Genomic DNA, 10,427 nt, shown 5'->3' on the forward strand with positions numbered 1-10,427 from the left:
TTCCAAGACCACGGCACCGGGCGGCCCGTGCGCAGGCAGCAACTTCGCCGAGATGTTCTACCTGCTGGTTCCGGACACGGGCGGGGTCGTCAACCAGAACAAGCGGTCGAAGTCGCTCGTGCTCACGCTGACGAACGGCACGGTCGCGCACGAGTACCAGCATCTCATCAACGCGTCGCGCCGCATCTACGTGAACGGCGTTGGCACCGCGTTCGAGGAGTCCTGGCTCGACGAAGGGCTCGCCCACATCGCGGAAGAGCTCAACTTCTTCGCCTCGGCCAAGCGGTCGCCGCGAACCAACCTCGACGCGACTGGATTTACCGATTCGCTGTTCTCGAACGCCTATTCCGTTTTTGCCATCAACAACTTCCGCCGGTACAGCCTGTACCTCGGCTCGACTGAAACGCAGGCACCGATCGGCTTCAACTCGTTCGACGACGATCTACAGACGCGCGGGGCGATCTGGAGCTTCCTGCGCTACGCGGCCGACCATCTGCCGCCGGGCACCGAGAACGCGTTCTGGTTCAACCTGGTGAATTCGCACACGAGCGGGATCGCGAATCTCACCAACGCGTTGGGGGCGTCGCCGTCGTCGATGCTGCACGACTGGGCCCTTTCGGTCTTCCTCGACGACAACGCGCCGGGCGTCGATCCGCGATACCTGCAACCGTCGTGGAATGCGCGAAGCGTGCTGACCGGCGGCGGGGTGTCCACGGCGTTCCCGCTGCTGACACGAATCTTGTCGGACAACGTGCCGGTCAGCCTGAACATGGCGGGCTACGGCGTCTCCTTCTTGCGCTTTTCGGTGGCGAGCGGCCAAGATGCATTGCTGACCGTGACGTCCAACGGCCAGCCGATACCGGCATCGATGCAGCTGTCGGTCGTGCGCGTGCGCTGACCCAGGCACGCCCGCGTTTTCAACGTCTTTGCGAGCAGCGCGCAGAGTCCTCAAGCGAGAAACGATATGCGACGTCTAGCGATGGCGATCATGGCGCTCGGACTGGTGGCATGCCTGGACGTTCCGGGAAACGATCCGGCGAACGACAATCCCAGCGACCCGGCGACCGAGACGTTCGCGTCGACGTTCAATCCACCCATCGTCATCGCGAGCATGACGAAGACGGACCTGGGCGACTATTACAAGGATCTGAAGCAGGGAACGGGCGCGGAGCTCGAGTCGTCGACGACGGTGGTGTTCAGCTACCAGACCTATCTGAAGAACGGAGTGATGGTCGACCAAGTGCTCGGAGGCGAGGTAAATCTGAGCACGGTCGTGCGCGGGCTGCAGGACGGTATGCTCGGGATGCGAGAGGGCGGAGAGCGCGTCATCGTCATACCGTCGGCGCTCGCGTTCGGCGCATTCAACAAGCCGCCGATTCCCGCGAATTCGACGCTCGTCTTCGACGTCATTCTGAACGAAATCCCGTAGACCCTCCGCTCACTTGGAGAAATCGCGATGTCGTTTCGACTGTTGACCACGGTCGTGCTCGGTGCCGCCCTCGTCTCGCTCCCGTCGTCGTCGCGCGCGCAGAGCGCGGCGTCGAGCGACCCGGTGCTCGCGCGCATGTGGACGCTCGGCATGGACAGCTCGCACACGTGGGACCTTTCGCAGACGCTCTTCGACTCGATCGGTCCGCGACTCACGGGCACGCCTCAGGGCGTCGAGGCGAGCGATTGGGTCATGAAGATGTACCGCGCGTGGGGCATCGACGCGCGCCGCGAACAGTACGGAAAATGGCGCGGTTGGAAGCGCGGCTACTCACACATCGACTTGGTCAAGCCGCGAGTCCGCACTCTGGAAGCGACGATCCTCGGCGACAGTCCGGGCACCGAAGGCAAGAACGTGACGGGCACGACGATCGTGCTGCCGATGGTGAAGGACAGCAACGAATTCGTGAAATGGCTGCCGAACGTGAAGGGCAAGTTCGTGCTCATCTCGCCCGCCTACCCGACGTGCCGCCCCGAGGAGGAATGGGCCGCCATGGCGACGCCGGCGTCGAAGGCGCGCATGGATTCCACTGTCGTTAACCTCGTCAACGAATGGACCACGCGCATTCGGAACACCGGCTACCCGGTCACAGCCGGCAACCCGACGGGCAATCTCGGGATGCGCATCGAGAAGGCGGGCGCGGTCGGCGTGATCGTATCGAACTTCGCCAACGCGCTCGCCGGAGCGTGGGGCACGTACACGGTCTACGACACGAAGAACAAAACGGCGCTCGGCATCGCGATGAGCTGCGAGGACTACGGGCTGCTTTATCGCTTGACCGAGCGGCATCAGGGGCCGCAGCTCCGTGTCAACGCGGACGCTCAGTCGCTCGCCGATGTCCCGATGTACAACACGTTCGGCACGATCAAAGGTACCGAGAAGCCGAACGAGTACATCCTCCTCTCGGCGCACTTCGATTCGTGGGACGGCTCGCAGGGCGCGACCGACAACGGCACGGGCACGATCACGATGATGGAGGCGATGCGCATTCTGAAAGCCGCGTATCCGCATCCCAAGCGCACGATCATGGTCGGCCACTGGCCGGGTGAAGAGCAGGGGCTCATCGGTTCACACGCGTACGCCTACGACCATCCGGAGATCGTGCGCGCGATTCAGGCGGGCTTCAACCAGGATAACGGCACGGGACGCATTCAGAGCACCTCGGGCGTCGGGTTGCCCAACGCGGGCGAACACATGCAGGCGTGGCTCGCCAAGCTGCCGAAGGAGTTCCAGGATCAGATTCGCTACACCGGCGTCGGCGCACCCGCGACCGGCGGCACCGACAACGCTTCGTTCGATTGTTACGGCGCGCCGGTGTTCGGACTCAGCTCGCTGAACTGGGACTACGGTACGTACACGCATCACACGAACCGCGATTCGTTCGACAAGATCGTGTTCGATGATTTGAAGGGGAACGCGACGATCGTCGCCATGCTCGCCTATCTTGCGTCCGAGGATCCGACGTTCATCACGCGCGAGCGAGCCGACATCGCCGCCGGGCGCGGCGGGCGCGGTGGCGGCGGCGGTGGTCGCGGCGCGCAGAGCGGACGCGCCGAGCTGAGCGCGGCGCTTCTGGGCGTGGCCGGTGGGCGGGGAGCGGCGGGCGGTGGTCGCGGCAACGCGGTCGACGACAAGGGCTGGGGCACGACCTGTCCCAAAGCGCCGCGTTTCTTCAACGACACCTCTCGTGTAACTGCACCGTCGAATCGGCCGTAGCATTGGCGATGGAGCCGATTTGGACGCCCTCGGCTGAGAGAATCGCCCGCGCGAACCTGACTCGATTCATCGACCAGGTCCGCGCGCTCGGCGCCGACGGCCGCGCCGAGTCCGTGCACGACTTCGAGTCGTTGTACGAATGGGCGATCCGCAACGTCGAGCTGTTCTGGCTCGAGGTTCGCCGGTTCGGCGGGATCGTGACCGGTCCACCTGATCCGGATATCGCGTGCGAGCGCGTGCTCGTCGGACGCGACCGCATGGCGCCGCCCGATCCAGTCCTCGGACCCAACTGGTTCGTCGGCACGCGGCTCAACTTTGCGGAGAACCTTCTCCGCTATCGGGACGATCGTGAGGCGATCGTGTCGTGGAACGAGCTCGGCGCGCAGACGCGACTCACGTACGCGCAGCTCTATGATGAAGTCACGCGCATCGCCGGCGGACTGCGTTCGCTCGGGGTGGAAGCCGGCGATCGGGTCGCCGGGTTCATGCCGAATGTTCCGGAGACGGTGATCGCAATGCTTGCGGCGACGAGCATTGGCGCGATCTGGTCGTCGTGCTCGCCCGACTTCGGTGTGTCAGGAGTGCTCGACCGCTTCGGCCAGATCAAGCCGAAGGTGCTGTTTTGCGCCGAGGCCTATCGCTATGCGGGCCGCGATATCGATTGCCTCGAGCGCATTGCCGAGATCATCACGCGGATTCCCGAGATCGAGCACGTCGTGATCGTTCCGCACCCGGACTCGCTTGCCGGGTTTTGGAGCAATCGGGGCGGGTCGTCGTGGCCCGAATTCGGGCGGAGCGCCGGACGGCAAGAGTTGGCGTTCGAGCATCTGCCGTTCAATCACCCGCTGTACATCATGTACTCGTCCGGCACGACCGGATTGCCGAAGTGCATGGTGCACGGCGCGGGCGGCACGCTCATCCAGCACCTGAAGGAGCTCGGCCTCCACACCGACGTCAAACGCGACGACCGCGTGTTCTACTTCACGACCTGCGGCTGGATGATGTGGAATTGGCTCGTGTCGTGTCTCTCCCTCGGCGCGACGATTGTGCTATACGATGGCGCGCCCCTCATCCGCGATCGTCCCATCCTGTGGGACATGGCGGAAGCCGAGCGGATCACCATCTTCGGCACGAGCGCGAAGTGGCTGGCGCTCGCCGAAAAAGCCGGGCTCAAGCCGCGGGAGACGCACGACCTCTCCGCGCTCGACGCGATCCTCTCGACAGGAAGTCCGCTCGCCGCGCACAGCTTCGACTACGTCTACCGCGACGTGAAGACCGACGTCCGGCTGAGCAGCATCAGCGGCGGCACGGACATCATCTCCTGCTTCGCCGGCGGCAACCCGACCGGACCGGTATGGCGCGGCGAGCTGCAGGGACGCGCGCTCGGCATGCGCGTCGAGATTTTCGACGAGAACGGGGATTCCATCGTCGAGAAGCCGGGGGAGCTCGTGTGCACCGCGCCGTTCCCGAGCATGCCGGTCGCGTTCTGGAACGACCCCGACGGCGCCAAGTATCGCGCGGCGTACTTCGAGCAATATCCGAACGTCTGGCGTCATGGCGACTGGGCCGAGCTCACGTCGCACAAAGGAATGATCATCTACGGCCGGAGCGACGCGACGCTCAATCCCGGCGGCGTACGTATCGGCACGGCGGAGATCTATCGTCAGGTCGAGCAGCTGCCCGAGGTCGTGGAGAGCGTCGTGATCGGCCAGGACATGAAGAACGACGGCGGCGACGACGTGCGCATCGTGCTGTTCGTGCGTCTCGCCGAGGGGCTGGCACTGACCGACGCGCTCAGAGACGAGATTCGCGCGCAGATCCGCAACAACACGAGCCCGCACCACGTGCCGAAGAAAATCATTCAGGTCGCGGACATTCCCCGGACGATCAGCGGAAAGATCACCGAGCTCGCGGTGCGCGACGTCGTGCACGGCCGTCCAGTGAAGAACGTCGACGCCCTGGCGAATCCAGCGGCGCTCGACTTGTTCCGTGATCTTCCCGACCTCGCGAGCTAGGGCGGGGTCTCACCGCACGCCGACTCGATGGCGTCGCGAAGCTCACGGTACGGCTGCAGTCGGTCGAGGGGCAGTCGAGTCAGCGCCGCGGCGCGATCGGCGCGACACTGCGCGGCGTCGCCCGATTTCATGTCCGCCTCGAGAAGATCCGTCAGCATTCCGAAGGACATCATCCCGATGTTCCGCGTGACCTCGTCGAGCGGAATCGTCGGGTCGTCGTAACCGCGGAAGTCGGCGCTGGCGAGCAAACGAAGTCGCAGCAGGTGCGCATCCGGCGCCAGGTCAGGCACCGGCACGGCGCGGTAGTACAATCCTTCGACGCGGCCATATCGTTTGAGCGGGCCCATCGCGTTTCTGGTCCCGGTGCCCGCGAACGTCAGTGGCCGTTTCCAGGCGTTCGTCCGGATGATGTCGAGCAGCAGCACGTCCGACGGCGTCATTTGCCGACCGTACACCGGCGTCGGGGCGAGCGTGATCGACTGGGGGACACGCGAATCAGGCGGCAGGCCGAGTTCCGCGGCGTTTCCGCGCACCGGTACGACGATGGTCGTGTCGGCCCAGGTGCGGCCGGCCAGCCGCATCCGCTCATCCACGGCGAGCGACATCGGGAACGACGGATCGCGGCGCCGCAGTTGTTCGGGCCAGCGCGGAATGTTGGCGACGGATTCGTTGATGATCGTGACGTCACGCCGGACGCCTTCGACGGATTGCATGTACAGCACGGGGAATGTGTCGTTGTCCCCGACCGTGAAGTAGATCGCGTTCGGCGGCAGGGCTGACAGGGCGTTTACGGCGTAGTCGCCCGCGAAAAATTGCCGCGCTTCGTCGTGCGACTTCCAATTGACGGCGAGCTGGCGCGCCGGAACCGCGATGGCGATGAGAAGCGCCGCGACCCCTATGGATCTTCGCGGCACCGCGGGTGCGTCGGACAGCAATCCCGCCGACCACCGGACTGCCGCGCCAAAGCCGCACGTCATTACCACCGCGATGGTCACGCAAATCGGCAGGTAGTGCCGGTCGAACGTGCGAAAAAAGTTCGGCGGAATGTTGAAGTAGAGAACCGTCGACGCCACTTGGAGCACGATCAGCAATGCCATGGCAACGGCCAGACGTCGGTTCGCACGCCAGATCGCTCCGAGGCCGAGTACCGCCGCGGTCGCCGGCAGCAGACCAAGAACGGACAACCGCCCATTCAGGTTCAAGAAGTTGTCGCGCAGCACGTGCAGGGCGTCCATCGTCTGGATTGACCACCATGCCGACTTTCGCGGAAACACGCCGAGCAGAAAAGAGCCGCCGAGCTGCTTGAGCGTCACGTAGTCCCAGAACCTGGCCCACGAACTCGGCTCAAAGAAGTTGAGCGTGGAGCGCGTGAACGCGGCGACGGGCATCAGTAGGAGCTGGACCGCCAGGCCGACGACCAATCCCGACAGAGCGGCGGCGATCGCTCGAGGCGAGCGCAAAGTGCGCGGCCGGCGAATCGCGATCCAGACCACCGCGCCCGGAATGAGCAGCGCGTTCGTTCGGTGGACGCTGAAGTCGAGCCCGAACAGCAGCGTGAGAACGAAAACCCAACGCCCTGCGTCGTCGTGCTCGGCGAGCTTCCACCAGAGCAGCATGACCCAGAGAGTCAGACACGTGAACACCGCCGTCAGCACGTACGGTGTGAAGCGCACCGCGTACACCCAGAGTGTTCCGGAGAAGGCCAGCGTCAACGCGCCGAGTGCCGCGCCGACCGCCGAAGGCCAGTCGCCTGCTTGTCGAGCAGGGCCGCCCTCGGCCAGGCGAAGCAGGCGCAGTGCGAGGGCGCAGACGAGACCGACGGTCAGTGCCGCGAGTGCGCCGGCAAACAGATTCAGCGCGTGGGCCGGCGATCCAGGCGCGAGCTTCGCGACCGGCCAGCCGAGGAAAATGAGAAGAAGCGATCCCGGCTGCGACGGGATGCCGAGCGTCGCCGCGGCGAGCGAATAGCTGCTCGAGTCCCACCACGTGATGGTCGGATACGCGGTCCGCCAGAAGACGACGGCCGCGACCGCCGCGACGAGCGAAGCGCTGATGCGCGATCCCCGATGGTGAGACTCGCCGGTCATAAGATAAGATTTTATCACTCACGAACCGCCACCGTCAAGCGTGCGGACAGTGCGGGCTATCGGCCGGCGATCGAGTCGCGGACTTCCAGCGCGAGTTGGTCGACGAGCTCGCGCAGCTTCACGCGCCGGTCGCGAACGCGTCCCGTGTAGATCGCGCGCGCGGCGCCAAAGGCGGCGCCGATCATTCCCAGCCAACCCACGACCGCGATCATGGGATGGTGCGAGGCCATGAGCACGGCGAATCCCATTCCGCCAATGCCGCCGCCGCCCGCCCCCATCGTCGGTCCGAAAACCGCCCCGCTCAGATCGAGCAGGTTCTCGGTGCAGCGAATGGTCGTCTTGCCGCGCCGCGCGACGATCGTGACGATCGTCCTCCGCGTGCCGATCTTGGAGCTCCAGTTGAGCGAGCGTCCCACCGCGGTCAACGTACCGGTTGCGCCGGCGGCGTGCCTCTGGATCACGTTACCGAGGACGTCGAAGTCGCGCTCGGAAACCTCGCCGTCGACCACGACCTCGTACTCGAGGAGCAACGTCTCGCCCAGGAACCGATTCTTCTTCGGCGCGAGATCGGCGATCGTCAACGGCGCCGGCGTCGCCGTGTTCGCCGTGTTCGCCGTGTTCGCCGTGTTCGCCGGGGCCAGTCCGTATTCCGCCATCGCGCGGTCGATGGCCTTGGTGGCGATCCCGGCCTCGCGCGCCGATCCGCGCACGTCGTCGAGCGAGTAGCCGGACGTCGGCGCCTCGCGCGGCCGCGCGTTCATGATGGGTAGCGCGGGCAACGGCTGTGAGCCCGTCGCTTCCTGGAGGTGCGCGGCCCGCTCCCAGATGTGTTGCGCGTCGGAATCGGACACCAGGACGCGCGGAGCCTCGAGGCCGGCACCGGGCAACGCGGCTTCTATCTCGGCGAGCTCGCGCGCGAACTGCGCGCCCGTTTGGAAACGCGCGGCCGGATCCTTGGCGAGGCAGCGGTCGATCGCCGACGCGAGCCGTGTGCCGACGAACGGGGCGAGGGAGCGCAGCGCTGGAGCCGACTTTGTCACGTGGGCGAGCAGCACGGCCGACGCAAGCTGCGCCTCGAACGGGAAGCGGCCGCTCAGCGCGAGAAAGCCGACGACGCCGAGCGAATAGAGATCGCTGCGCGCGTCGACCGCTTCGCCGGCGACCTGCTCGGGACTGAGATAGTACACGGTACCCAGCACCTGGCCGGTCGCGGTGAGAGGCGCGGCTTCGGCGAGGCGTGCGATTCCGAAGTCCGTGACGAGCGCGCGGCCGCTCGACCGTTCGACGAGGATGTTCTCGGCCTTCACGTCGCGGTGGATCACGCCGTTGGCGTGCGCGTAGTCGAGCGCCAGCGCAACGTCGCGCAGCTCGCGAACGACCTCTCGCTCATCGAGATGGCCGAGGGCGCGGATTCGCTGCGCCATCGAGTCGCCGTCGACGAAGCCCATGACGAAGAACACATGGCCGGCGATTTCGTCGGCGCGGTGGATCGGGACGATGTTCTGGTGCGACAGGCTTCCGGCGGTTCGCGCTTCGCGCAGAAACCGCTCGCGCACGATCGGGTCGTTCGCGAGGTGAGGCGGAAGCGTCTTGATGGCGACGCGGCGGTCGAGGCGAACGTCGCGCGCGAGGTAGACGACGCCCATGCCGCCGCGTCCGATTTCGCGGCGCAGCTCATACTGGCCGGCGAGCGCTTCGGCGAGACGGCTGAAGTCGTCGTATTGCACGGGGAGGCCGGTCGTCACCGCTTATACATTATCCTCGAGCGGGCCGTCGCGCAGGTCTTCACCTGCAGACACGGGCTGCCTAGCATTTCCGACAGCGCGCGACGACGAGTCGCACGTGGAGCGGGTACACGCAGTACGGCGCCGCACACGCGGAGGTTGCGGGCCGGACTCCTCCCATCGGGTGACACGGAGCGAACATGGCCACGCAGACCCGGCCTGCCGAGACGACCGCGCACGACACGTTTCCGATCAACGGCACCGACTACATCGAGTTCTATGTCGGCAACGCGAAACAGGCGGCGCATTTCTATCAGAGCGCGTTCGGCTTTCAGCTGACCGCGTATCGAGGACCCGAAACGGGCGTACGCGACCGCGCGAGCTACCTACTCACGCAGAACAAGATTCGTCTGGTTCTCACCACGCCGCTGGGTCCCGACGGCGAGATCGCCGAGCACGTGCGCCGACACGGCGACGGCGTGCGCGACATCGCGCTCTGGGTCGACGACGCGCGCGACGCGCACGCGAAGGCGTTGGAGCGCGGCGCCGAGTCGGCGGGGGATCCGCGTGCGTTGCGCGACGACAACGGCGAGGTCGTCGTCGCGGCGATCAAGATCTACGGCGACACGATCCACTCGCTCGTCGAACGAAAGAATTATCGCGGCGCGTTTCTTCCGGGCTTCGAGCGCCGCGATCCGCACTATCAGGCGGCTCCGACCGGGCTGCAGTACGTGGATCATTGCGTCGGCAACGTAGAGCTCGGGCGCATGAACACGTGGGTCGGGTTCTACGAGCGCGTGATGGGCTTCAAGAATCTGATCTCGTTCGACGACGAGGACATCTCGACGGAATATTCGTCGCTGATGTCGAAGGTGATGGCGAACGGCAACGAGCGCATCAAGTTCCCGATCAACGAGCCGGCGAAAGGCAAGAAGAAGTCCCAGATCGACGAATACCTCGACTTCTACCGCGGCCCCGGTGTGCAGCATCTGGCGCTGGCGACGAACGACATCATCGCCACCGTGAGTGCACTTGGCGACCGTGGCGTCGAGTTCCTCCACGCGCCGACGACGTACTACGACGAGCTTCAGAGCCGCGTCGGCAAGATCGACGAGCCGGTCGAAAAGCTCGAGGAGCTCGGCATCCTCGTCGACCGCGATCCCGACGGCTACCTGCTGCAGATTTTCTCGAAGCCCGTCGAGGACCGGCCGACGCTGTTCTACGAGATCATCGAGCGAAAGGGCGCGCGCAGCTTCGGGAAAGGAAACTTCAAGGCGCTGTTCGAAGCGATCGAACGAGAGCAAGCGCTTCGCGGCAATCTCTGACTGTCATGCCGATCTATCACACGCTTGGCCAAATCCCTCGCAAACGACACACGGCGTTCCGGAAGCCCAAC

At 65.4% G+C, this 10,427-nt stretch carries 7 protein-coding genes; 5 read left to right on the forward strand and 2 right to left on the reverse strand.

What is annotated here, in order from left to right; genetic code table 11:
* The 4 genes from VGQ44_03630 to VGQ44_03645 all read left to right on the forward strand — a co-directional run.
* Positions 1-898: hypothetical protein (locus VGQ44_03630; protein HEV8445878.1), on the forward strand; the 898-nt coding region annotated here is incomplete at its 5' end.
* Between the two features lie 66 nt (positions 899-964).
* Positions 965-1,429: an FKBP-type peptidyl-prolyl cis-trans isomerase gene (locus VGQ44_03635; GenBank protein HEV8445879.1), complete on the forward strand. Its 465-nt coding sequence runs from the start codon at positions 965-967 to the stop codon at positions 1,427-1,429.
* Between the two features lie 27 nt (positions 1,430-1,456).
* Positions 1,457-3,205 (forward strand): M28 family peptidase, encoded by a 1,749-nt coding sequence (locus VGQ44_03640; protein ID HEV8445880.1) that lies wholly within the window; start codon positions 1,457-1,459, stop codon positions 3,203-3,205.
* Between the two features lie 8 nt (positions 3,206-3,213).
* The gene (locus VGQ44_03645) at positions 3,214-5,220 is read left to right on the forward strand and encodes an acetoacetate--CoA ligase (GenBank protein ID HEV8445881.1); all 2,007 of its coding nucleotides are present in this window, start codon (positions 3,214-3,216) and stop codon (positions 5,218-5,220) included.
* Here VGQ44_03645 and VGQ44_03650 read toward each other — a convergent pair.
* Together VGQ44_03650 and VGQ44_03655 are read right to left on the reverse strand one after the other, a co-directional pair.
* On the reverse strand, positions 5,217-7,307 hold the full coding sequence (locus tag VGQ44_03650; protein HEV8445882.1) for a DUF2723 domain-containing protein: 2,091 nt from the start codon (positions 7,305-7,307) through the stop codon (positions 5,217-5,219). The two genes, VGQ44_03645 and VGQ44_03650, sit on opposite strands and share 4 nt — an antisense overlap.
* Positions 7,308-7,363: 56 nt before the next feature.
* Positions 7,364-9,052 (reverse strand): serine/threonine-protein kinase, encoded by a 1,689-nt coding sequence (locus VGQ44_03655; protein ID HEV8445883.1) that lies wholly within the window; start codon positions 9,050-9,052, stop codon positions 7,364-7,366.
* Positions 9,053-9,231: 179 nt separating this feature from the next.
* On the opposite strand from VGQ44_03655, the gene hppD reads away from it, so the two are divergent.
* A complete protein-coding gene (hppD, locus tag VGQ44_03660) occupies positions 9,232-10,356 on the forward strand; it encodes a 4-hydroxyphenylpyruvate dioxygenase (protein ID HEV8445884.1) in 1,125 nt (374 codons plus the stop codon).
* Positions 10,357-10,427 lie beyond the last annotated feature (71 nt).

Source organism: Gemmatimonadaceae bacterium (assembly GCA_036003045.1).
Taxonomy (GTDB): Bacteria; Gemmatimonadota; Gemmatimonadetes; order Gemmatimonadales; family Gemmatimonadaceae; genus JAQBQB01.

Excerpts from the sequence above, each read along its gene's own strand:
- VGQ44_03635 (HEV8445879.1), top strand. The coding sequence starts at position 965 with ATGCGACGTCTAGCGATGGCGATCATGGCGCTCGGACTGGTGGCATGC.
- VGQ44_03640 (HEV8445880.1), top strand. The coding sequence starts at position 1,457 with ATGTCGTTTCGACTGTTGACCACGGTCGTGCTCGGTGCCGCCCTCGTC.
- VGQ44_03645 (HEV8445881.1), top strand. The coding sequence starts at position 3,214 with ATGGAGCCGATTTGGACGCCCTCGGCTGAGAGAATCGCCCGCGCGAAC.
- VGQ44_03650 (HEV8445882.1), bottom strand. The coding sequence starts at position 7,307 with ATGACCGGCGAGTCTCACCATCGGGGATCGCGCATCAGCGCTTCGCTC.
- hppD (HEV8445884.1), top strand. The coding sequence starts at position 9,232 with ATGGCCACGCAGACCCGGCCTGCCGAGACGACCGCGCACGACACGTTT.